Genomic DNA, 23182 nt, shown 5'->3' with positions numbered 1-23182 from the left:
TGTCATTTTCTGCTAGATAATGAAGAGACGGGTATTTATCAACCGCATGCTTTCTTTTGCGGTTTCATGCGAGCAGGCTTGATGAGTTGATCTACCCAGTGATTTTTAAGCATAAGAACGTCGCTGCTACGAGTTAACAGCGACGCCAGCTTAAGATAATCGGGTTACGTGGATGCGTAATCAACTGCCTGTTCGTTGTATTGGCACCAACACCAATGCTTCACATGTCAACGGAGTTACACATGTCCAGACGGCTCAGAAGAACCAAGATCGTAACAACCTTAGGCCCAGCAACCGACCGCGATAATAATCTAGAGAAGATTATTTCAGCTGGTGCTAACGTCGTACGTCTCAATTTCTCTCATGGTACAGCTGAAGATCATCTTGCTCGCGCCAATAAAGTCCGTGAAATTGCAGCAAAACTAGGACGACATGTTGCCATCCTCGGAGACCTACAGGGTCCGAAAATCCGCGTATCCACCTTCAAAGAAGGCAAAGTATTCCTTAACATCGGCGACAAATTCCTACTCGACGCCGATCTCACCACCGGTGAAGGCGATAAAGAGAAAGTCGGCATCGACTACAAACGCCTGCCGGAAGACGTGGTTCCCGGCGACATTCTGTTGCTCGACGATGGTCGCGTGCAGCTCAAAGTCCTCGAAGTTAAAGGCAGCAAAGTGTTTACCGAAGTGACCGTCGGTGGCCCTCTCTCCAATAACAAAGGGATCAACAAATTAGGCGGCGGTCTGTCTGCTGAAGCCTTAACCGAAAAAGACATCGCTGATATCGCTACTGCGGCAAAAATTTCTGTCGATTATCTGGCAGTTTCTTTCCCTCGCACCGGCGAAGACATTAACTACGCGCGCCGCCTTGCACGCGATGCTGGTTGTGATGCCAAGATCGTGGCTAAAGTTGAACGTGCCGAAGCGGTATGCAGTGAAGAAGCGATGGATGACATCATCTTAGCCTCCGACGTCGTGATGGTTGCTCGTGGCGACTTGGGCGTCGAAATTGGCGATCCAGAGCTGGTAGGCATTCAAAAACAGCTGATCCGCCGCGCACGCAAATTAAACCGCTCCGTTATCACTGCGACCCAAATGATGGAGTCGATGATCACCAACCCAATGCCTACACGCGCTGAGGTCATGGACGTGGCTAACGCCGTGCTGGACGGTACTGATGCGGTCATGCTGTCGGCAGAAACGGCAGCGGGGCAATACCCTGCTGAAACAGTTGCTGCCATGGCGCGCGTATGTTTGGGTGCTGAAAAAATCCCTAGCATTAACGTTTCTAAGCACCGTTTAGACGTACAGTTCGACAATATCGAAGAAGCGATTGCGATGTCTAGCATGTACGCGGCTAACCACCTGAAGGGCGTTACCGCGATCATCGCCATGACCGAATCAGGCCGTACGGCGCTGATGATGTCTCGCATCAGTTCTGGCTTGCCAATCTTTGCCATGTCTCATCGCGAACGCACCTTGAACCTGACAGCGCTGTATCGCGGGGTAACGCCCGTTTACTTCGACAGTATCAGCGACGGCGTGGCGGCAGCTCAGCATGCAGCAAATCTGCTGCGTGATAAGGGCTTCTTGGTTTCGGGCGATCTCGTTATCGTGACCCAAGGTGATGTGATGGGCACCATCGGCAGCACCAATACCAGCCGAATCCTGCGCGTTGAATAAAGCGCGATAAAAGAAATAACGAAGGGGCGCAATTCAATTGCGCCCCTTTTCTTTTGGGTTCAACTTATAAAACTTAGGCGAAACTTATAAGTCTTTTCGCTTGTACGGCTCAATTTCTCCCGGCTTGCGGGTTTTTAGCAGCTTCAGGATCCACGTATATTGCTCCGGATGCGGCCCCATCAGTAACTCAACTTCTTCGTTCATGCGGCGAGCCATATCGTGCTCATTCATATCAGCAATATCATCCATCGGTGGACGGATATAGATATCCAACATGCTTGTTTTGCCGTCATACACCGGGAAAAGAGGAATAACCTGAGCACGACAAAGCTTCATCAAACGCCCAATCGCAGGCAGCGTAGCTTTATACGTAGCGAAGAAATCGACAAACTCGCTATGTTCCGCACCATGATCTTGGTCTGGCAGATAATAGCCCCAGTAACCATGCCGCACCGAGCTGATGAAAGGCTTAATGCCGTCGTCGCGCGCGTGCATACGCCCACCAAAACGCCGACGACAGGTATTCCACAGCCAGTCCACCATCTTATTCTTTTGATTATGGAACATTGCGGCCATAGGCTGGCCCTGTGCAGCTAGCAACATCGCGGGGATATCAACGGCCCAACCGTGTGGCACTAAAAAGATGGCATTCTTACCGCTCTCACGCAGGGCTTCGATATGCTCCATGCCATGCCAGCGAGTGCGTTTTAGCACGCGTTGTGGGTCGCGCAGCGTCAGTTCGGCCATTAAAAACATAGACTGCCCTGCGCGTTCGAACATTCGATCGATAATGTCTTCACGCTGAGCTTCGGTTAATTCTGGAAAGCAGTACAACAGGTTAATTCTTGCACGACGTCGTGCTCCACCTGCGAGTTTTCCAGCCCAGCGCCCAACGGTAGCAAGGATCGGATCTCTCAGACGCACCGGCAAATAGGCCATCGCGACCATCGTACCAACGCCTACCCACGCACCCCAGTATTTAGGCAGTAGGAAGCTTTTTTCAAACTGCGGGATAAACTCCACATTTGAACGTTGTTCTTTTTCCATACAAAAGCTCTTTAATAAAATATCAGCTAATTATATACCCAAGTGGTTTCAATACGGCTTGATATAAGTCTTGGACATAGAACAACCGATAAAAATTTGCGCATAAATAAATAGCACAAAGAAAAACAGCCGGTTATAGCCGGCTGTTATAAACGATTCCTAATCTTAATCTAGCTGGAGTTGCGGAACAACCTGACGAACCTGAGCTAAGTACTCACGGCGATCTTTGCCAGACAGTCCATCAGAGCGAGGAAGCTGCGCCGTTAATGGATTCACTGCCTGATTATTCAGCCAGAATTCATAATGCAGGTGCGGCCCAGTAGAACGTCCGGTATTGCCCGACAGCGCGATGCGGTCGCCGCGTTTTACTTTTTGCCCCGGCTTAACCAGAATTTTTTTCAGGTGCATAAAGCGCGTCGTATATTGGCGACCGTGACGGATAACCACGTAGTTGCCCGCCGCGCCGCTGCGTTTAGCGATAACCACTTCACCATCACCAACGGCTAATACAGGTGTTCCCACCGGCATCGCGAAATCTACACCTTTGTGTGGAGCAACACGTCCTGTTACCGGATTCACACGGCGCGGATTAAAGTTAGAGGATACGCGGAATTGTTTGGTGGTTGGGAAACGCATAAAGCCTTTCGCTAAACCACTGCCCTGACGATCATAGAATTTGCCATCATCTGCGCGCACGGCGTAATAATCTTTACCACCGGAGCGCATTCTTACCCCCAGTAGTTGGCTCTGCTCACTGCGGCCATTCAACTCTTCACGCGACATCAGCACGGAAAATTGATCGCCCTTCTGCAATTTACGGAAATCCATCTGCCACTGAAGCGCCTTGATCACGGCATTCACTTCTGAACGGCTCAGGCCTGCGGCTCGTGCGCTATTGACGAAGCTTCCGTTCAGTGTTCCCGTGACAACTTTATTTTTCCACTCACCCTGCTGAGACTCCACGGCTTCTTTGAAGTTGCCGTTCACCAGATTATAGGTACGTGTTTCGCGACGATTCACTTCCCAAGTCAGCTGTTGCAGTTCGCCTGCATCATTGACGACCCACGAAAGCGTTTGGCCAATCTTGAGGTTACGCAGTGCGGGATTTTGCTTAGCAAGTGCGGACACCTCTGACATATCAATGCCAAACTGGGTCAAAATGCTGCCAAGCGTATCACCGGTAGAAACCACGTAATCATGGGTACCCGAATCGTTATCGGCTTTGTCGTCTAATTCGTCGGTAGGAACTTCATCTTCTGGGGCGGGTTGGTCCAGTGGCTCACTGGCTTCAGGAACGAGCGTTCGCAACTGTTTATTATCCAACGGGACAATTTTGGCAGAGGCGCTATCGCTATCGATATTCGGTTGGTAAACGAATGGCCGCCAAATAGAGACGGCCAACGTGATGACGGTCAGTGACCCTAGCATAACCCGATGTGGTCGGGGCAAGTTGTTATACGCTAGGGCGATAGATCGCGCTATCTGCTGCACTCGGATATTCCTCTTAATCTCCGTTCAGGCAGCTTGAATACTGTTGTGATAGCTGAGTTAAGAACCTCATGTAACTATCAGCACCCAGTGCGATCGCGCTACCCAAGGGATCTAAGGTTCCCTGGCGGACTTTTGTCCCCTGCGCAACCGCTGAGATTACTGCTGGCCTGAACTGTGGCTCAGCGAAAACGCAAACGGCTTTCTGCTCAACCAACTGTGTTCGAATTTGATGTAAACGCTGTGCGCCAGGCTGAATCTCGGGATTGACCGTGAAGTGACCTAAAGGAGTCAAACCAAAGGTTTTCTCGAAGTAACCATAGGCATCATGAAAAACAAAATACCCTTTACCTTGCACAGGCCGCAGCATCATACCAACATTTTTTTCTGTCTGCTCTAGTTGTTCCTCGAATTTACGTAGGTTGACATCCAGTTTGTCTTTGTTTTGTGGGCTTTGTAACAATAATTTGTCGTGTATCGCTATCGCTATCTGTTTTGCAATGGCTGGAGAGAGCCAAATATGCAGGTTATATTGCCCATGATCGTGATCATGATGCTCTTCTGAACCAGTCTCAGCGCCATTTGTAACATTATGTGTAGCAGATTTTTCGGATTTTTCTACATTGCTTTCTGCTGCATGCGCTTTATGGTCATGATCGTCATCATCATCACCGGCCATGAGCAGGCTGTGAACGGCTGGCAGCCCTGTCAGCATCAGATTCTTGTTATTTTCGAGCTGTTGAACCGGTTTTGTCAGGAAAGCCTCCATTTCTGGCCCTACCCATACTACTAAGTCAGCTTCACGCAAACGTTTGATGTCGGATGGCTTGAGTGCATAATCATGCGGTGACGCCCCATCTGGAAGCAAAACTTCCGTTGTTGTGACCCCATCAGCAATTGCCGAAGCGATAAATCCTAAAGGACGGATTGAGGTTAATACCGCAGCCTGTGCGCAGCTGATCCCGGCGCTTGTTACCAGTGCAGCAGCAATAATAGTGCGCTTAAACCAGGCTTTTTTGTGTATCATGTCAAAATTCTCTTCTTCAATTTGGGTGATCGTTATATTATAACATTTCATCCATTCTGCAATATGCAAAAACATGTCGAGTCAAAATACAGTTCAAAACAATAATAGTTTGGTATCGCTGAAAGACATCACGGTGAGCTTCGGGGCTCGCAATGTGCTTTCTCACATATCTCTCGATCTCAAGCCCGGACGCATTCTGACGCTGCTGGGGCCTAATGGTGCCGGAAAGTCTACGCTGGTTCGCGTCGTGCTAGGGTTGATAAAACCCACTTCAGGCACGATTACCACCGCAGAAAAGCTCACCATTGGCTATGTGCCGCAAAAACTGCATCTCGATGCAACGCTGCCGTTAACCGTCAGCCGATTCATGCGCTTGCGTCCCGGTGTAAAAAAAGAAGATGTATTGCCTGCATTGAAGCGTGTACATGCCGCTCATCTGCTCAATCAACCGATGCAAAAACTCTCTGGCGGCGAAAACCAGCGGGTTTTGCTGGCGCGCGCGTTGCTCAATAAGCCTGATTTATTGGTATTGGATGAACCTACCGCTGGCGTTGACGTTAACGGGCAACTGGCGCTGTACGATTTAATCAACCAGCTAAGACAAGAACTTAATTGCTCAGTACTGATGGTGTCGCACGATTTACATTTAGTGATGGCAAAAACGGACGAAGTATTGTGTTTAAACCAACATATTTGCTGTTCAGGAACGCCAGAAGTGGTGTCGATGCACCCTGAGTTTATCGCGATGTTTGGCAACCGCGGTGCGGAACAACTCGCGATTTATCGCCATCATCATAATCATCGTCACGATCTACAGGGAAAAATTGTGTTGAAAAGTAATGGGAGCCAGCCGCAATGATTGAGTTACTTCTCCCCGGCTGGATCGCAGGCGCATTGCTGGCGTTAACCGCTGGCCCACTGGGATCGTTTGTCGTGTGGCGCCGTATGTCATATTTTGGCGATACGCTAGCGCACGCGTCCCTGCTAGGCGTTGCGTTTGGCCTACTGTTGAACGTGAATCCTTTCTTTGCCGTTATCGTCGTGACACTGCTGCTGGCCATTGGCCTTGTATGGCTGGAACGACGCCCGACGCTCGGCGTTGATACCCTGCTCGGTATCATGGCTCACAGCGCGCTGTCGCTGGGCTTGGTAGTTGTCGCTTTAATGTCAAACGTACGCGTAGATTTGATGGCGTATTTATTCGGCGATCTACTTTCCGTCACCTATGACGATATTATTATGATTGCCATTGGTGTCGCCATCGTACTGGGTATCTTATGGTGGCAATGGCGACCGCTGCTTTCGGTAACAATCAGCCCAGAACTTGCCCACGTAGACGGCGTTAACCTCGAACGTGTACGGATGATATTAATGCTAGTTACCGCGCTAACCATCGGCTTGGCAATGAAATTCGTGGGCGCATTAATCATCACCTCACTGCTGATTATCCCTGCTGCCACAGCGCGCCGTTTCTCACGCACGCCAGAGCAAATGGCCGGCATTGCCGTTATCATCGGTATTTTAGCCGTGACTGGCGGGCTCACATTTTCCGCCTTCTACGATACGCCTGCTGGGCCGTCCGTGGTGCTGTGCGCAACCGCAATGTTCATTCTCAGCCTGAGTAAAAAACAGAGCGTGTAGAACGTTAACGTTGCAGGTATAAAAAAGCCCGAGACACTCAATATGCTCGGGCTTTTTTTTCGACGCAAGAAACTGAGCTTTAAAAGCGGCTATTCTTCTCGGGTCAGACCAAAATGTTTATAGGCGTGGTTGGTCGCCATGCGGCCACGCGGCGTGCGCTGTAAGAAACCCTGTTGAATGAGGTAAGGCTCCAATACGTCTTCAATAGTTTCACGCTCTTCACCGATAGCCGCCGCAAGGTTGTCGAGCCCCACTGGCCCACCCATAAATTTATCAATCACCGCCAGCAGCAGCTTTCTATCCATGTAGTCGAAGCCTTCGGCATCAACGTCCAGCATATTGAGCGCCTGCGTCGCCACGTCACCATTGATATTGCCATCGGCGCAAACTTCGGCGTAGTCCCTCACACGACGTAATAAACGGTTAGCAATACGCGGTGTACCGCGAGATCGACGCGCCACTTCATGTGCGCCCTCTTCCGTCAATGACAAACCGAGGCATTGTGCGCTGCGGCCAACGATATGTTGTAAATCGGCAACCTGATAAAACTCTAAGCGCTGCACAATACCGAATCGGTCGCGTAACGGAGAGGTTAGTGAGCCCGCTCGCGTCGTTGCCCCCACGAGCGTGAAAGGAGGTAGGTCGATCTTAATAGAACGTGCCGCAGGCCCTTCGCCGATCATGATATCAAGCTGATAATCTTCCATCGCTGGATACAAAATCTCCTCAACCACCGGAGACAAACGGTGGATCTCATCGATAAACAAAACATCATGAGGCTCGAGGTTCGTTAGCATAGCGGCTAAATCGCCCGCTTTTTCTAACACGGGGCCAGAAGTTGTGCGCAAATTCACGCCCATCTCATTGGCGACAATATTAGCCAAGGTGGTTTTCCCCAACCCTGGAGGGCCGAAGATCAACAGGTGATCGAGCGCATCGCCGCGCAGTTTGGCCGCTTTGATGAAAATCTCCATCTGACCACGCACCTGTGGTTGCCCAACGTATTCTGATAGGCTTTTGGGGCGGATAGCGCGATCGATAATTTCTTCTTCGCTTTGCACTTCCGCAGTAATCAGACGGTCAGCTTCAATCATCCTTCATTTACCTCACTGGCGATCACAGCGCCGCGCGCAGTGCATCACGAATTAATGTTTCGCTATCAGCATCTGGTTTGGCAATTTTGCTGATCATCCGGCTCGCTTCTTGCGGTTTATAGCCCAGCGCAATCAGCGCTGCAACAGCTTCACCTTCAGCATCAATTTCAGCGGCCGGTTTCTTCGCTTCTGGCATTGGCAGTTCACTGTGGTTATTAAACAGGTCGCCGGTTAAGCCTTTAAAGCGATCCTTCATTTCAACCACTAGACGCTCCGCCGTTTTCTTACCCACGCCGGGTAATTTCACCAGCGTGCTAACTTCTTCACGTTCGATGGCGGTAACAAACTGCTGAGCTGACATGCCGGACAAAATGGCCAGCGCCAGTTTTGGCCCAACGCCATTGACTTTAATCAGCTCGCGGAACAATGCGCGCTCTTGTTTATTATTAAATCCGTACAGCAACTGCGCATCTTCACGCACCACAAAATGGGTGAAAATAATGGCTTCCTGACCAACATCAGGCAGTTCATAAAAACAGGTCATCGGCATATGGACTTCATAACCTACGCCGTTGGCTTCCAGCAGCACTTCCGGCGGCTGTTTTTCCAGAACAATACCTCTGAGACGACCTATCACGCGCAATTCCTCTTAAAATGTTAACTCTTTCATTATGGCTTACAGCTTATACCATAAAAAAGGCTGGATGAATATCCAGCCCATTGAGTTCGATACCTAATTTACTTTAAACGCCCGCGCGCTAAGTTTAAGCGCGTTGGGCTGGCTCTCAGCGCATTTTGGCTGACATGACAATGCGTGATTGCCACAGCCAGCGCATCGGCTGCATCGGCCTGTGGGCTCGCCGACAGCTTCAGCAAAGAACGCACCATATGCTGAACCTGCGATTTCTCGGCCGCCCCCGTTCCAACCACAGTTTGTTTGATTTGTCGCGCCGCATATTCAAACACCGGCAAATCAACGTTCACCGCGGCCACAATAGCAGCGCCGCGAGCCTGACCCAGCTTTAAGGCTGAATCGGCATTTTTAGCCATAAAGACCTGTTCAATGGCAAAAATATCGGGCTGGAACTGAGCAATAATTTCGCTGACGCCGGCATACACCAGCTTGAGACGTGTAGGTAAATCATCGACAGAGGTGCGGATGCACCCGCTGCCGAGATATTCGAGCTTTCGCCCTACTTGGCGGATCACGCCATAGCCTGTGATCCGCGAACCAGGGTCAATCCCGAGGATGATACTCATTCCAGAGTAGCCGCAACCTCGTCGGAAACCTCACCGTTGTGATAAACTTCCTGCACATCATCACAATCTTCCAGCATGTCGATCAGGCGCATCAGTTTTGGTGCGGTTTCTTCGTCCATTTCTGCCTTAGTAGAAGGGATCATAGAAACTTCAGCAGATTCGGCAACCAGACCGGCAGCATCTAACGCATCTTTCACTTCACCGAAGGTTTCCCACGGAGTGAACACGTCGATAGCGCCGTCGTCATAGGTGACAACGTCATCAGCACCAGCTTCCAGCGCGGCATCCATCACGGTATCTTCATCTAGGCCCGGTGCGTAGGAAATCACACCTTTTTTGGCAAACAGATAAGAAACTGAACCGTCAGTGCCTAAGTTACCGCCGGTTTTAGTGAAGGCATGACGCACTTCAGCCACGGTACGGTTACGGTTGTCACTCAGACATTCCACCATAATCGCAGAACCGCCAGGACCGTAACCTTCATAGATGATGGTTTCCATATTGGTATCATCATCACCGCCCACACCACGCGCGATTGCACGGTTCAACGTATCGCGGGTCATGTTGTTAGACAGCGCTTTATCAATTGCTGCGCGCAGACGTGGGTTCGCACCCGGATCACCACCACCTAATTTCGCGGCGGTAACCAGCTCGCGAATAATTTTGGTGAAGATTTTACCGCGCTTAGAATCCTGCGCAGCTTTACGGTGTTTCGTGTTGGCCCACTTACTATGACCTGCCATATGTTTCTCCGGTAAAAGCCGTAGGGCTTTAAAAATGACAAACTTTACGCCTGTTAGGATGAATAGTGACAAACCGCCAAGCTTATTGGCTCAACACGGCTTGCCACACAGGCACTTAATCAATGAACGAGTTCTTCAATCGCCTGCCGGTTGCTCCACGATTTGGTGAGCTGGGCAGCCTGCTCAACGTCTAGCCATTGATAAGCCAGATGTTCCGTCAGCGGAATTTCTCTCTCTGACGGCAGCGCCAAACAGAACCAGTGCTCCAAATTGCGCGTTACACCGGGTGCATAGCGATGGCGCAAATGCGCAAATAACTCAAACTCCACACAGTGCTGACAGTCCATCAATGACAGGCTTTCACCTGAAATATCAATACCGACTTCTTCCTTTACTTCACGCTGTGCGGCGTGCGGCGCAGATTCACCCTCTTCTAAACTGCCGGTCACCGACTGCCAGAAATCAGGATCGTCGCGCCGCTGTAACATCAGCACCCGACCACTCTGGCGGGCATAAATGACCACCAGAATCGACTCAGGACGCTTATATGCCATTAGGCTTTCTCTGCGTCGTCTGCGCTGCCTTTTTTGGCAACCACAGAGATAGAGAGTTCCTGCAACGATGCAGGATTTGCAAAGCTTGGCGCATCGGTCAGCGGGTCAGCTGCAGCCGTTGTTTTAGGGAATGCGATAACATCACGGATATTATCGGTACCGGTTAACAACATCACCAGACGATCCAGACCAAATGCCAGACCTGCATGTGGAGGCGTACCATATTTCAGCGCGTCCAGCAGGAAGCCAAACTTGTCACGTTGTTCCTGCTCGGTAATCCCCAGAATACCGAATACGGTTTCCTGCATTTCACCGTTATGAATACGCACAGAACCACCGCCCACTTCATAGCCGTTCATGACCATGTCATAGGCGTTAGCAATAGCGCCAACTGGATGTGCTTTCAGCTCAGCTGGAGAGATATCGCGAGGCGCGGTAAACGGATGGTGCATCGCAGCTAAACCGCCTTCACCATCGTCTTCGAACATTGGGAAATCAACAACCCACAGCGGTGCCCAGCTGTTTTCGTTAGTGATTTTCAGCTCACGACCCACTTTCAGACGCAGCGCGCCCATAGCATCGGTGGCTATCTTGCTAGTATCTGCGCCGAAGAACAGAATATCTTCATTTTGTGCGCCGGTACGTTCCAGAATGGATTCTAAAACTTCAGCATTCAGGAACTTAGCAATTGGGCTTTGAACCCCTTCCATTCCTGCGGTACGGTCATTGACCTTCATCCATGCCAAACCTTTAGCGCCATAGATACCGACAAACTGGCCGTATTCATCAATGATTTTACGCGTCAGGTGTGCGCCACCCGGTACACGTAATGCAATGACGCGACCTTTAGGATCGTTAGCTGGGCCGGAGAAGACTTTAAAATCAACGTCCTTCACCAAATCAGCAACGTCAACCAGCTCCAGCGGGTTGCGCAGGTCTGGTTTGTCGGAGCCATAACGACGCATCGCTTCAGCAAACGTCATAACAGGGAATTTACCCAGATCGACGCCTTTGATTTCCTGCCACAGAGAACGAGCGAGTTCTTCCATCACTTCACGCACTTGTTCTGCGCTCATGAAAGAAGTTTCCACATCGATCTGGGTGAATTCAGGCTGGCGGTCAGCGCGCAGGTCTTCATCACGGAAGCACTTAACGATCTGATAATAACGGTCAAAGCCAGACATCATCAGCAGCTGTTTAAACAGCTGTGGAGACTGTGGCAGCGCGTAGAATTTACCTTTATGCACGCGGCTTGGTACCAGATAATCACGAGCACCTTCAGGCGTTGCCTTGGTCAGCATCGGGGTTTCGATATCTAGGAAACCGTGGTTATCCATGAAACGACGCACAAACGCAGTAATGCGCGCACGCGTTTTCAGACGCTGTGCCATCTCAGGGCGACGCAGATCAAGATAACGATACTTCAGGCGGTTTTCTTCGCTGTTAGTCTGGTTGAAGTCTAACGGCAGGGGTTCTGAACGGTTAATGATTGTCAGAGCATGACCAAACACTTCCACTTCACCGGTGGACATGTCTTTATTTTTTTGGCTATCTGGACGCGCACGAACGGTACCCGTGATTTGCACGCAGAACTCGTTACGCAGCTCTGAAGCTTGCTGGAACGCTTCTTTATGATCAGGATCGAAGAATACCTGTACCACGCCTTCACGGTCACGCAGATCGATGAAGATTAAACCACCCAGATCGCGGCGGCGATGTACCCAACCGCAAAGCGTGACTTCCTGACCCTCATGGGACAAATTCAACTGCCCGCAATAATTAGTACGCATAACGATATCCTTTGGCTTTCTTATGTACTTCACCGATGCCACATCCGAGCATATACCCGGATGGGTGCTGCCTGTGCAGCCCTATAATTTTAAACTCGAGTCGTGCTAATTCTCTGATTTTCCTGACTTCGGCTTGAAGTCAGTGGCATACCATCCGGTTCCCTTGAGTTGGAAACCCGCAGCAGAAACGCGTTTTTTCAGCGTCGGTCTGCCACACGCCGGACAATCAACCAACGGCGCATCGGCCATTTTTTGCAATTTCTCTAACTGATGATTGCATTCGCTACAAGCGTATTCGTAGATCGGCATAGCAGTGATAGATTACATGTTCGATGAAAAAAGGCGGCTATTATAAAGGAAATTCGCCGCTGCGATAAGAGCAGACGCGCACTTTGCGCGGATTCTCGCCACCTTATCAAAACAGTTTATATTCTCTGCATTCGATGCAGCACTGTTTGTTAACTTATTGATACAATGCATTTTCTTTTTAAATTAACGAATTACAGAATATCGCTACCGAGCCGTAGCCACATCCCGTTACGTTTAATGGGCTTAGTTCGCGTTATCTTTGAGCTAAAACCCTGTTACACCGCCACCGCTTTACTGGCTATTTCTACATACTGATAATGAGCGAGTTCCCATTTTTGCGCCATGATGGAGGTCTACGATTTGATAAGAATCAAATAAGTACAATAAACTTTCATTCGCGAAGCGATCTCACCACAAGACCAGCAGCATGACTTCATTGAAATAGAATAGCATCCATAGACCCCATAGCCGCATGCATCATCGATAGATCTAAAAATCAAAATAGCGAATTTATCGACACACTAATAGGCGTGCATCTTAATCACATGACGCAGAGGGCACCTACCGATTCAATCCGATAGATAGTTCAACCAAGGTTAAATAGATATGTCAAAAACCAACAAACGCGACATTATTTTGTAAGTAACGAATACAAATAAAATATTTATATTTTTATATACTGAAAAGTGTACAGAAAATTAATTAAAATAAATAAAACTCAGATTAAATAGCAATGACTCCCTTTTTTCATTTACTAATCGTTTAACCATTCAGGAATAAAATACTCTCGAATATCTTATCTAGCATTGGAAATGAAAAAATGAATCTACTTATTACTGGGGCAACGGGCTTTTTAGGCGGTGCCGTACTCGCAAAAGTATTGCTTGATGACAAGCCAGTATCTCTTCTTCTTTTAGTACGCTCAGATAATTCGCAAAATGCTTTAGCTAGGATAAAAAAGAATCTGGTTAATTTTGGTTGCACTGAAAAAACATTAGAAAAATTAACGAGTGATAATATTCTCATCGGCGATCTTTCTGACCCTGATGGTTTTATTCACGATGAAAGATTAAACAATATAACTCACGTTATTAATAGCGCAGCTATCGCTTCGTTTGGCGAAAACCCTCTCATTTGGAAAGTAAACGTTGAAGGCACATTAAAATTCGCCACTCACATGTCTAAATACGCGAAACTCCAGCGATTCGTTCATGTTGGCACTGCGATGTCATGTGTGCCAGAGGCTGGCTCTGTCGTCACCGAAAGCCTGACGTTAAAAGATGAAAACGAACATCTGGTTCAGTACACCTATTCAAAGTCTGTTATCGAAAACCGTATGCTGGCAGAGTGTCCTGATTTACCGTTAGTGATTGCAAGGCCTTCCATTATTGTTGGCCACAGCGAGCAAGGCTGTAAACCGTCCACCAGCATATTCTGGGTATTCCGTATGGCGCTAATGTTGGGCAAATTTATGTGTTCAATGGATGATAAGATTGATGTTATTCCCGTTGATTACTGTGCCGATGCCCTTCTTCTTCTCCTACAAAAAGAGAATATGAATGAAAAAATATTTCATATTTCAGCGGGCGAAGCTGGCAGTGTCACTTTCGGTGAAATAGACAGTGCTATTGCCCAGGCAACAGAAACAAAACCGGTTAATCTCTCTTATGAACAAGTAGAATATATCGAATTAGTTAAATCCAGAAAAAGCTTTAAAGGTATATTTGGACAATGTAACGAGCGATTGATGTTGCGAGCGATGCGCCTCTATGGTGAGTTCTCAATTCTTAATGTTCGTTTTTCTAACGAAAAATTACTCGGGCTTGGAATATCTGCGCCGCCTCGATTTACCGACTATGTGGCTAAATGCGTTGCCACCACGGCAAATCAATCGATACCTGAGCAAATGGTCGTAGATTTCAAATAATACACGCATTGTAAATGGGCTTATATAATTAAGCCTATTTACGTTTTTGCCTAGCCCGCTAATATTCATTTTATGTTATATTTCCCCAGCATTTCTTCTGGAGAGATATCGACATCATGATATATATCGGCCTTCCACAGTGGCAACACGCAGCCTGGCATAAAATCGGGCTTAACGATCTTGCGGATTACAGCCAATACTTCAACTGTGTTGAAGGCAACACCACGTTTTACGCGCTGCCCAAACAGGAACTATCACGACGCTGGCGCGATATGACTCAGGATAATTTTCGGTTTTGCTTCAAATTTCCATCCGCGATAAGCCATCAGGCCGCATTAACCCATTGTGACGACCATCTGCAGGATTTCTTTAGCAGCCTCTCTCCAGTTCATTCGCGCATCGGGCAGTTTTGGTTACAGCTTCCTGCTGCATTTTCGCCACAATTTTTACCCCGCCTATGGCAATTTTTAGACTCACTGCCAACAGAGTTCACCTACGGCGTTGAAGTTCGTCACCCCGACTTCTTTGCTAAAGGCGATGCTGAGCGTGCGCTTAACCGTGGGCTTTATGAGCGGAAAATAAACCGCGTGATGTTAGATAGCAGACCCGTTCATCATGCCGTACCGCATACTTCGGCAGTTCGTGATGCACAGCAAAAGAAACCAAAACTTCCCGTACATGCTGTTTTAACGGCTGAAAACCCGCTCATCCGTTTTGTCGGAGGCGATGTGCTAGATGACAATCGTCGCTGGTTGGATCAATGGGGAAATAAATTGGCGGAATGGAGTAGTACCAATACGCCCTACCTTTTCATTCATACACCAGACTGCACCGATGCACCACAGCAGGCACGAGCGCTTTGGCCACTTCTTGCCAAACACATCCGCAATTTACCGCCTCAACCCGATTGGCCTTTGCAAGCAGATATGTTTTGATCGGCGGCGAATTTTCAATACCTGCATCACAACCCCAAACTGACTGATGCTTTAACGAGCTAACTATTTTACTTACAACGATATTTCCTAAGGACAATGCTCTTTGGGCCCGCTATTATTCATCCGTAGGTAAATTATTGGGCAATGGAGCTAAAAATGGTAAGCGCGCTTTATGTCGTGCTCGGCGCACTGTTGTTGATCAAGCTATCTTTGAACGTTGTTAAACTGCGTATGCAGTATCGCGTTGCCTACGGTGACGGCGGTTTTTATGAGCTACAAACCGCAATTCGCGTACATGGCAATGCCGTTGAATACATTCCTATTGCCGCGATACTGCTGGTGATGATGGAAATGAATGGTTCACTGATTTGGATGATCCACGTATGCGGAATTTTACTGATCGCGGGTCGGCTAATGCATTCCTACGGTTTACGTCACCGTGAAATTCGCTGGCGTCGCTCGGGAATGAGTGCGACCTATATATCTCTAGTACTGATGGTGATCGCTAATCTGTTTTATCTGCCGTGGGATCAGATGCTTACCTTAGATTAAGGCATCTCAGTCACCTATTTTTGTTAAAGGAGGAGAGTTCCCTCTCCTCCTTAGATGCGACCCAAATCAGCTAATAAATCTCAATGCTGTTTCAAGCAGTTGCAACGCAGCAACCATGAACTTTGCAAGAACGGTAAGAAGTTCTAGAAATTTCATACGCTCTCTCCTAGTCAGGAGCACTAACGATGGCTTTGCCTTTCCGCTGCCTATCAGCCATCGGATTGTTGAAAAATACTAACGTGCTTCCTTGAGTTAAGGCACCAATCGACACCACTCGCTATTGGCTAGGGCTTGAAACTCGTTGCCCGATTGCGGCTCAAAGCACGTTATTCATTCCAACAGAAATGATTATATGCCACGACACTGTATATACAACCAGTATTTATGGTAAAATTTATTAAGTTTGTTGTAACCGTCAATAAATTGACTTGCTCGCTCTGCCGCCTTATATTTGTGTAGTTGAAGAATACTAACGTGCACGGCGGTCACCAGCCGCAGTCACAAAATAAAAAACCTCGCATACCCGCGAGGTTTTTTATTTTCAGCCAAATGACTTAACAAAAAAGGCCATCCGAAGATAGCCTTTTGCTCAGAGATTCGCAGGTTACGCTTTGTTTTTCTTACGAGAAAGCATGAATCCGATCCACAGAACAGCTACCCAAATTGGAAGCAGGATCACTGAAATCCGAATCCCCGGTGTCATATACATGATCACCAGAATTAGCCCCAAGAAAGCCAAACATAAGTAATTACCATACGGATACCAAAGCGCTTTGAACGCGGTTGCTACGCCCTGCTGATTTTTGACCGCTTTGAACTTGAGGTGAGCCATACAGATCATCACCCAGTTAATAACCAGCGTAGATACCACCAGCGCCATCAACAGTTCAAAAGCCTCACCCGGCATAATATAGTTAATCAAAACTACCGCTGACGTTGTTAAGGCAGAAAGACCAATTGACAGAATCGGTACGCCACGGCGGTTCACTTTCGTCAATGCCGCTGGCGCATTACCTTGCTTTGCTAATCCAAACAGCATACGGCTGTTAGAATACACACAGCTGTTATAAACAGACAGCGCAGCGGTAAGAACCACGATATTTAACGCGGTAGCTACCCAGTTGCTATCCAGCGCATGGAAAATCATGACAAACGGGCTTCCGCCCTGCACAACGTTTTGCCACGGATAGAGAGACAGCAAAACGGTCAGTGAGCCGATATAGAAAATCAGAATACGGTAGACCACCTGATTGGTGGCTTTAGGAATGCTTTTGCGCGGTTCGCTTGCCTCTGCGGCAGTAATCCCTACCAGCTCAAGACCACCAAAGGAGAACATAATTACCGCCATAGCCATGATTAAGCCATGCCAACCATTCGGTAAAAAGCCGCCTTGGGTCCATAGGTTAGTGATGCTTGCCTGCGGGCCGCCAGAACCGGAGGCTAACATCCATGCACCAAAGACAATCATGCCAATAATTGCACCGACTTTGATGATCGCAAACCAAAACTCAGTTTCACCGTATACGCGAACGTTGACCAAATTGACGATATTGATGATCACAAAGAAGCCAGCCGCCGACACCCACGTTGGAATATCCGGCCACCAATATTGGATGTAGATGCCCACCGCAGTTAGTTCCGCCATTCCGACCAGCACGAACATAACCCAGTAATTCCAGCCCGCTAAGAAACCGGCAAAACTTCCCCAGTACTTATAGGCAAAGTGGCTAAATGAACCTGCTACTGGCTCTTCAACCACCATTTCACCCAGTTGGCGCATGATTAAAAATGCGATAAAGCCACCAATAGCGTAACCCAGCAGCACCGACGGGCCTGCCATTTTAATGGTTTGCGCAATACCCAAAAATAGCCCCGTACCAACCGCACCTCCGAGTGCAATCAGTTGGATGTGTCTATTTTTTAATCCCCGTTGTAGGGTTTCTTCTTGTTGCAGATCGCCCATTTTATCCTCTGTGCGATAGCGTCATTCGCGCTGTGTGAACGCTGAATCGTGGCGCATCGTATTATTTTATTTACATTGCGGGCTGCTTTGTATCACTTCCGACCTATTGCAATCAAGCCAAAGTTCATGCTAAGCGAACTGGTTGTTGCCAGTTTATCCATTCGTCAACGCGCTTATTAACGCTATCAATGCACTATCGCCGCCCTCACAACCCTCTTCCTCGCAAGGGAATAGCCCTAGCAGGGGTTTATCTGATAAAATGTGCGCCCTTTGTTGAAACCGCATGCATCTGTTTATGTCAAACCGCGATACTCATTCTGATAACACTTTTGATGATAAGAAAGGCGTTGACCGCGATACGCTTTTCTCGGCCCCGATTGCTAAGCTCGGCGATTGGACTTTTGACGAGCGCGTCGCTGAAGTTTTTCCCGATATGATCCAGCGCTCGGTGCCGGGTTATTCCAACATCATCTCAATGATCGGGATGTTGGCAGAACGTTTTGCACAGCCAAATACTAACGTGTATGACTTGGGCTGTTCGTTGGGCGCAGCGACGTTATCTATGCGACGCAATATTCACGCCGAAGGATGCCAGATTATCGCCGTGGATAACTCCCCTGCGATGGTGGAGCGCTGCCGCCGCCATATAGACGCTTTCCGCGCCCAGACCCCCGTCGACGTTATCGAAGCCGATATTCAAAATATTCATATTGAAAACGCCTCGATGGTGGTTCTCAATTTCACGCTGCAATTTTTAGCTCCCGAAGAGCGCCAATCGCTGCTGAATAAAATCTATCAGGGACTATTGCCGGGTGGTGTATTGGTCCTCTCCGAGAAGTTTAATTTTGAAGATAAAACGCTCGGCGAACTGCTATTTAACATGCACCACGACTTCAAACGTGCCAACGGCTATAGCGAACTAGAAATCAGCCAGAAGCGCAGCATGCTAGAAAATGTGATGCTGACAGACTCGGTAGAAACCCATAAAAATCGCCTGAATCAGGCCGGATTTGAGCACGCAGAAATCTGGTTCCAATGCTTTAACTTCGGCTCCTTGTTAGCCGTGAAAGGAGACGTCGTCGCATGATCGAGTTTGGTAATTTTTATCAGCGTATTGCCAATAGTCCGCTCAGCCACTGGCTGGAAGTGTTACCGGCACAGCTGGCCGCGTGGCAGCGCGAGTCGCTGCACGGAAAATTTAAAGATTGGTTTAACGCCGTCGATCGCCTTCCCGAAATCACACCTCATACTTTAGATTTACTTCACGGCGTCAGTGCTCAAGCGGAACCTGAGCTCGGCCCAGGGCAAAAAGAAGGCATCGAAAAAATGCTGCGCGCGCTAATGCCGTGGCGTAAGGGCCCATTCGATTTGTACGGCATTCATATCAATACCGAATGGCGCTCTGATTGGAAATGGGAACGTGTTTTGCCGCATATTTCCCCGTTGGAAGGCCGCACTATCCTTGATGTTGGCTGCGGCAGTGGCTATCACCTGTGGCGCATGATTGGTGCCGGTGCCCATTTTGCTGTGGGCATCGATCCCATGCAGCTTTTCCTGTGCCAGTTTGAAGCTGTGCGCAAACTATTAGGTGGCGATCAACGGGCACACTTACTCCCACTTGGCATTGAACAACTGCCGGAGTTGGCTGCCTTTGACACCGTGTTCTCGATGGGCGTGCTCTACCATCGTCGTTCCCCACTTGATCACCTCTATCAGTTAAAAAACCAGCTGGTTAAAGATGGCGAACTGGTGCTTGAAACATTGGTCATCGAAGGCGATGAAAATCAGGTCTTGGTGCCCGGCGACCGCTACGCGCAAATGCGCAACGTCTATTTTATTCCTTCGGCAAAGGCCTTGGTAAAATGGCTCGAAAAATGCGGTTTTGTGGATGTCCGCATCGTTGATTCTTGCGTGACTACGCTGGACGAGCAGCGCCGCACCGACTGGATGATCAGCGAATCATTGGCGGAGTTCCTTGACCCTAATGATCAGACGAAAACCGTAGAAGGCTATCCTGCCCCTATCCGTGCGGTCATCGTGGCGCGTAAACCCTAAGCATTAAACGAAAAAAAGCCCCAACAACAATTGTTGGGGCCATACTGTTTAGTGAGACATCCACTAAAATTCGTACTACTTCTACTGGAACTGCTCAACACACCTCTGCGTTATGCAGAACGTGGATACGGTTCACCGAGACTTAGCGCGGTTTTCATTGCTTCGACCACTTCGCCATCGACGCAATAATGCGTAAACTCATCAAACTCACTGTCTGAGCACATCGTCACTCCCGCTTTACGGTAGCGCATTTCTGACGGCACCATATGGCCCGCAGAACTATGTACTTCAGTCAAACCAATCTCTTGGAATTTATGCAGGTTAGTTAAACGCACCCCAGCACCCGCCATAATCACCGGCCCTTGGGTTTCATTCAGCAACTCTTTAAGCAACGGTAAGCCAACTTCTGCGCTTTGCTGCTGACCCGATGTCAGAATGCGCGCAATCCCTAAATCGGTCAACTGGCTCAACGCAACGAGTGGGCTCACGCACATATCAAAAGCACGATGGAACGTGATCGCCATATTACCGCTCAGCTGCATCAGCTCACGCATTCTTGGCAAATCAATATGCCCTTCAGCATCTAACATGCCGATGACAGCGCCGGGGAATCCCATATCGCGGATCATCGCCATGTCATTTTTCATCACTTCAAATTCAGTATAGCTGTAGCAAAAATCTCCGCCGCGCGGACGAATAATCGGATGTACGGGAATAGAAACCTTATCACGAGCCAGTTTCAAGGTCCCGTAGCTTGGCGTTAAACCACCGTCTAACTGGCTTGCGCAAAGCTCGATACGATCTGCACCTGCGCGCTCCGCCGTCAGGGCACATTCCACCCCGAAGCAACAAATTTCCAATTTCATAATGAAAAAACCTCCAAAAAAAACCGCCAAAACAGACTACGTTACGTGAAAACTTTTCATTCCAACGTAATGACACTTGAGAAAGTGGAACCTTCTCGCGTAGGCTGACAAAAAAACGTGATAAGTATCGTTCCCAGTAACGAACTCTTGATACGCTTAAGAACACTCATGCAAACCGGCAGAAAAACGCACATTAATCATCGCCATGACGTTTTTACCGTCTGTTTTACTATTGCCTACTGGGGCAGGAACTAAGCCTACTAAAGGATGAATACTATGACATTCAATTTTGATGAATGGGTCGACAGAAGTCACAGTGATAGCCAGAAATGGAACAAATATGCGAACAAAGACATCATTCCGATGTGGGTCGCTGATACCGATTTCCGTTCCCCACCGGCTGTTATTGATGCACTGCAAAAACGCGTTGCTGAGGGCGTATTTGGCTACGGTGATCCATCACAAGAATTGGTGAGTATATTTATTGAGCGCATGCGCAATTTATATCAGTGGGATGTAAAACCTGAATGGCTAGTCTTCTTACCGGGTATGGTTTGCGGCTTGAACCTAAGCGTTCGTGCCTTTACCGATCCTCAGCAGCACACGCTGGCCCCCTTCCCAATCTATCCGCCGTTTGTTAAATCATCCCGCTTTGCCCATCGTCAACAGCTGTCAATTCCGGTGAAGCTACGCGATCAACGCTGGGTCATGGATTTAGACAGCGCTGAGCAACGGCTCACTGGCAATGAAAAATTAATGATGCTATGCAACCCGCATAACCCAGGCGGCACGGTTTATACACGTGAAGAACTTGAAGCTCAGCTCGCCTTTGCTCAGCGTCACGATCTCGTTATTTGTTCTGATGAAATTCATTGCGATCTGCTGCTAGAGCCCGGTGTAAAACATATTCCTATCGCCTCTCTGAGCGACGATGCAGCCCAGCGCAGCATCACGCTAATGGCACCATCAAAAACCTATAACATTGCCGGACTCGGCGCGACTATTGCCATTATCCCGAATAAAAACCTCCGCGACCGTTTCAACACAGAACGCGCAGGGCTAGTTCCTAATGTGGATATTTTGGCCTACGTTGCCGCTGAAGCAGCCTACCGTGATGGGCAGCCGTGGCTTGACGCACAGCTTGATTATCTGCGTGGCAACCGCGACCTGCTGGTGAAGCGCATTAATGCCATGAAAGGCCTGTCTACGGTTAATCTCGCCGCCACCTATTTAGCGTGGGTCGATGCATCCGAACTGCCGGTTGATAATCCACATGCCTTCTTCGAACAGGCCGGCGTCGGTCTGTCACCGGGTGCGGATTTCGGTGATGCTAAATTTGTGCGCATCAATTTTGGCTGCCATCGCGACCTGCTGAACAAAGCGCTCGACCGCATGGAAAATGCCATCAACGCGCTGTAATTTCCCATAAAAAAAGCGCCATATCCCGCAACGGAATGGCGCTTTTTTACGTTGAACTGCAGCTTACTGCTGTTCGCTCGCTACAATTTCACGAATAGAATGAGGATGGAATTTTATCGTCACTTCACCGTCAGTGACCGCCAACGTCGGGTTTGGCAAACGTTCTTGTTCCCCTTTGGGACTGCTGAATTTCAACTTGATGCCCGGCGCCAGCAGTGCCGAGTCTGACAGCAATTCTAGAGCGCGCGGATGCAACGTTGCCGGATCGCCACCAATCACCAATTCAACATGCTCCCAGCCTTCGTGTGGATAGCGTTTCTCACCCGGATAAGGCAGCTCCACACAGTCAACCAGCCACGGGCCTACGCGCAGCGGCTGGTTGAGATCAAACAAACAAATGGGCCGTCCGTTAATCATATTTTCAGACAGCAAAGAACCACAGAGTTCAAACCCAGCTCGCCAACGTTCGGCCGTGGCATTCTGGTGACAGCGCAAAGAGATATGGTCCGCACTGAATGCCGATAAATCGAGCTCAAGCTTATCAGCAAATCCCTGTAGCAGCGTGGTAAAACGATCCAAATCTGCATCTAAATCGCGCAGTGTTTCAATCTCTGCCAAAAATGTCATTTTCTCGGTTCTCCGCTATCCGCAAGGCTGCGTACTTTACCTGCTCTTTTCACAGACTTCCACGTCCTATTTATGGCGGCTATCTTCGCTGTATAAGCGCATGCTTGCTGACTCACGCCGCGAATTGACATATAATTATCGGCTGTTTTGGTGTGAATGCACCTCGATTAACGATCTCACATATAAAACGCCGTCGTCAC

General features: G+C 48.7%; 22 protein-coding genes. 9 read left to right on the top strand and 13 right to left on the bottom strand.

Annotation, left to right across the window (positions count from 1 at the left end; translation table 11 throughout):
- The first annotated feature begins 242 nt into the window (after nt 1–242).
- A complete protein-coding gene (gene pyk / locus CPY98_RS09070) occupies nt 243–1685 on the top strand; it encodes a pyruvate kinase (protein ID WP_096387437.1) in 1443 nt (480 codons plus the stop codon).
- Between the two features lie 84 nt (nt 1686–1769).
- Here the strand turns inward: pyk and lpxM are convergent, their stop codons facing one another.
- The 3 genes from lpxM to znuA form a co-directional block, all read right to left on the bottom strand.
- A complete protein-coding gene (gene lpxM / locus CPY98_RS09065; protein WP_025801940.1) occupies nt 1770–2732 on the bottom strand; it encodes a lauroyl-Kdo(2)-lipid IV(A) myristoyltransferase in 963 nt (320 codons plus the stop codon).
- A gap of 165 nt (nt 2733–2897) precedes the next feature.
- Nucleotides 2898–4223 carry a murein DD-endopeptidase MepM gene (gene mepM / locus CPY98_RS09060; RefSeq protein WP_043493021.1) on the bottom strand — a complete coding sequence of 442 codons (1326 nt, stop codon included), beginning with the start codon at nt 4221–4223 and terminating at the stop codon, nt 2898–2900.
- A 13-nt stretch (nt 4224–4236) separates the two neighbouring features.
- A complete protein-coding gene (gene znuA, locus CPY98_RS09055) occupies nt 4237–5247 on the bottom strand; it encodes a zinc ABC transporter substrate-binding protein ZnuA (RefSeq protein WP_040045182.1) in 1011 nt (336 codons plus the stop codon).
- 73 nt (nt 5248–5320) lie between these two features.
- Between znuA and znuC the strand changes: the two genes are divergently transcribed.
- Both znuC and znuB read left to right on the top strand, forming a co-directional pair.
- Nucleotides 5321–6106 (top strand): zinc ABC transporter ATP-binding protein ZnuC, encoded by a 786-nt coding sequence (znuC, locus tag CPY98_RS09050; RefSeq protein WP_025801934.1) that lies wholly within the window; start codon nt 5321–5323, stop codon nt 6104–6106.
- On the top strand, nt 6103–6888 hold the full coding sequence (gene znuB, locus CPY98_RS09045; protein ID WP_096387435.1) for a zinc ABC transporter permease subunit ZnuB: 786 nt from the start codon (nt 6103–6105) through the stop codon (nt 6886–6888). The genes znuC and znuB overlap by 4 nt, the downstream gene beginning before the upstream one ends.
- Before the next feature lie 89 nt (nt 6889–6977).
- Here the strand turns inward: znuB and ruvB are convergent, their stop codons facing one another.
- The 7 genes from ruvB to CPY98_RS09010 all read right to left on the bottom strand — a co-directional run bounded on the left by ruvB (nt 6978) and on the right by CPY98_RS09010 (nt 12638).
- Complete coding sequence (gene ruvB, locus CPY98_RS09040) at nt 6978–7982, bottom strand: Holliday junction branch migration DNA helicase RuvB (RefSeq protein ID WP_025801930.1); 1005 nt, start codon at nt 7980–7982, stop codon at nt 6978–6980.
- A 22-nt stretch (nt 7983–8004) separates the two neighbouring features.
- Nucleotides 8005–8619, bottom strand: a complete 615-nt coding sequence (gene ruvA, locus CPY98_RS09035) for a Holliday junction branch migration protein RuvA (RefSeq protein WP_025801928.1) — start codon at nt 8617–8619, stop codon at nt 8005–8007.
- Between the two features lie 101 nt (nt 8620–8720).
- Nucleotides 8721–9242, bottom strand: coding sequence for a crossover junction endodeoxyribonuclease RuvC (gene ruvC / locus CPY98_RS09030; RefSeq protein WP_025801926.1), 522 nt, complete (start codon nt 9240–9242; stop codon nt 8721–8723).
- A complete protein-coding gene (locus CPY98_RS09025) occupies nt 9239–9985 on the bottom strand; it encodes a YebC/PmpR family DNA-binding transcriptional regulator (RefSeq protein WP_025801924.1) in 747 nt (248 codons plus the stop codon). Before CPY98_RS09025 ends, ruvC begins: the two co-directional genes overlap by 4 nt.
- Nucleotides 9986–10104: 119 nt before the next feature.
- The gene (gene nudB / locus CPY98_RS09020) at nt 10105–10539 is read right to left on the bottom strand and encodes a dihydroneopterin triphosphate diphosphatase (protein ID WP_025801922.1); all 435 of its coding nucleotides are present in this window, start codon (nt 10537–10539) and stop codon (nt 10105–10107) included.
- A complete protein-coding gene (gene aspS, locus CPY98_RS09015) occupies nt 10539–12329 on the bottom strand; it encodes an aspartate--tRNA ligase (RefSeq protein WP_043493017.1) in 1791 nt (596 codons plus the stop codon). The genes nudB and aspS overlap by 1 nt, the downstream gene beginning before the upstream one ends.
- Nucleotides 12330–12434: 105 nt before the next feature.
- A complete protein-coding gene (locus CPY98_RS09010; protein ID WP_040045114.1) occupies nt 12435–12638 on the bottom strand; it encodes an FmdB family zinc ribbon protein in 204 nt (67 codons plus the stop codon).
- Nucleotides 12639–13458: 820 nt separating this feature from the next.
- On the opposite strand from CPY98_RS09010, the gene CPY98_RS09005 reads away from it, so the two are divergent.
- The 3 genes from CPY98_RS09005 to CPY98_RS08995 all read left to right on the top strand — a co-directional run bounded on the left by CPY98_RS09005 (nt 13459) and on the right by CPY98_RS08995 (nt 16052).
- On the top strand, nt 13459–14565 hold the full coding sequence (locus CPY98_RS09005) for an SDR family oxidoreductase (protein ID WP_043493016.1): 1107 nt from the start codon (nt 13459–13461) through the stop codon (nt 14563–14565).
- Between the two features lie 116 nt (nt 14566–14681).
- On the top strand, nt 14682–15500 hold the full coding sequence (locus CPY98_RS09000; RefSeq protein ID WP_096387433.1) for a DUF72 domain-containing protein: 819 nt from the start codon (nt 14682–14684) through the stop codon (nt 15498–15500).
- 156 nt (nt 15501–15656) lie between these two features.
- Nucleotides 15657–16052, top strand: coding sequence for an MAPEG family protein (locus tag CPY98_RS08995; RefSeq protein WP_096387431.1), 396 nt, complete (start codon nt 15657–15659; stop codon nt 16050–16052).
- 604 nt (nt 16053–16656) lie between these two features.
- Here the strand turns inward: CPY98_RS08995 and CPY98_RS08990 are convergent.
- Nucleotides 16657–18015, bottom strand: a complete 1359-nt coding sequence (locus CPY98_RS08990; RefSeq protein ID WP_043493014.1) for an amino acid permease — start codon at nt 18013–18015, stop codon at nt 16657–16659.
- Between the two features lie 295 nt (nt 18016–18310).
- Between CPY98_RS08990 and cmoA the strand changes: the two genes are divergently transcribed.
- Entirely contained in the window at nt 18311–19102 is a 792-nt protein-coding gene (gene cmoA, locus CPY98_RS08985; RefSeq protein WP_043493328.1) for a carboxy-S-adenosyl-L-methionine synthase CmoA, read from the top strand.
- Nucleotides 19099–20070, top strand: coding sequence for a tRNA 5-methoxyuridine(34)/uridine 5-oxyacetic acid(34) synthase CmoB (cmoB, locus tag CPY98_RS08980; RefSeq protein ID WP_046457724.1), 972 nt, complete (start codon nt 19099–19101; stop codon nt 20068–20070). The genes cmoA and cmoB overlap by 4 nt, the downstream gene beginning before the upstream one ends.
- A gap of 110 nt (nt 20071–20180) precedes the next feature.
- Here cmoB and cutC read toward each other — a convergent pair whose 3' ends face one another.
- Entirely contained in the window at nt 20181–20939 is a 759-nt protein-coding gene (cutC, locus tag CPY98_RS08975) for a copper homeostasis protein CutC (protein WP_025801903.1), read from the bottom strand.
- A 273-nt stretch (nt 20940–21212) separates the two neighbouring features.
- Here cutC and CPY98_RS08970 point away from each other — a divergent pair, with 273 nt between their 5' ends.
- The gene (locus CPY98_RS08970) at nt 21213–22355 is read left to right on the top strand and encodes a MalY/PatB family protein (RefSeq protein WP_096387428.1); all 1143 of its coding nucleotides are present in this window, start codon (nt 21213–21215) and stop codon (nt 22353–22355) included.
- A 63-nt stretch (nt 22356–22418) separates the two neighbouring features.
- Here the strand turns inward: CPY98_RS08970 and CPY98_RS08965 are convergent, their stop codons facing one another.
- A complete protein-coding gene (locus tag CPY98_RS08965; protein WP_096387425.1) occupies nt 22419–22982 on the bottom strand; it encodes a VOC family protein in 564 nt (187 codons plus the stop codon).
- Nucleotides 22983–23182: the final 200 nt, after the last annotated feature.

Source organism: Hafnia sp. CBA7124, assembly GCF_002355555.1.
GTDB lineage: Bacteria > Pseudomonadota > Gammaproteobacteria > Enterobacterales > Enterobacteriaceae > Hafnia > Hafnia alvei.
The sequence above is the reverse complement of the archived record's forward strand: the minus strand, read 5'-3'. Positions and strand labels throughout refer to the sequence as shown.